Annotated in this window: 1 protein-coding gene; it reads right to left on the bottom strand. The window is 67.3% G+C overall.

Features of this window, described 5'->3' with window-relative positions; genetic code table 11:
• Window positions 1-5: 5 nt before the first annotated feature.
• On the bottom strand, window positions 6-547 hold a 542-nt coding region (locus BRO63_RS11530), incomplete at its 5' end, for a GntR family transcriptional regulator (RefSeq protein ID WP_088139935.1).

The following is a 547-nucleotide window of genomic DNA, read 5'->3' as shown; positions in this document are numbered from 1 at the left end:
GGCTTTCAATCGGGCGTGAACAGGTCCGGCGGCAGGCGCGCCACGGCGTCGTAGGTCAGCCGGATGTGGGCGGCCAGCAATTCACAGGCGCGGTCCGCATCGCGCGCCAGCGTGGCGTCCAGGATGCCCTTGTGCTCATCGTCCAGGTCGCGGGCGATGGGCTTGCGCGTGACCGTCAGGCGGCGGTAGCGCTCGGCCTGCTGGTACAGGATGCCCAGGAAGTGATGCAGCCAGCGCGAAGGACAGGCACGGATTAGTTCGCGGTGGAACTCGCGGTTGCGCTGCTCCCATTCTTCAAAGCGGGTGTCGGGGTCGGCGGCCAGACGCTGTTCGGCCTTGCTCAGGCGGTGGAAGGCGGCCAGCACCGCGCTTTCCCAGTCGTCGTCGCCTAGCGCAATGGACTGGCGCAGGGCCTGGGTTTCGAGCAACACGCGGTTCTCGGTGATGTCGCGGAAGTCTTCCAGCGAAATCGGCGTGACGTGAAAGCCGCGCTGCCCTTGCGCAATGACCAGCGCGTCCGACACCAGCAGCGCCAGCGCTTCGCGCA

The organism is Achromobacter xylosoxidans, assembly GCF_002192695.1.
GTDB classification, from domain to species: Bacteria; Pseudomonadota; Gammaproteobacteria; order Burkholderiales; family Burkholderiaceae_B; genus Achromobacter; species Achromobacter xylosoxidans_C.
Note: the sequence above shows the minus strand (reverse complement) of the source record. Positions and strands in the feature narration are given on the sequence as shown.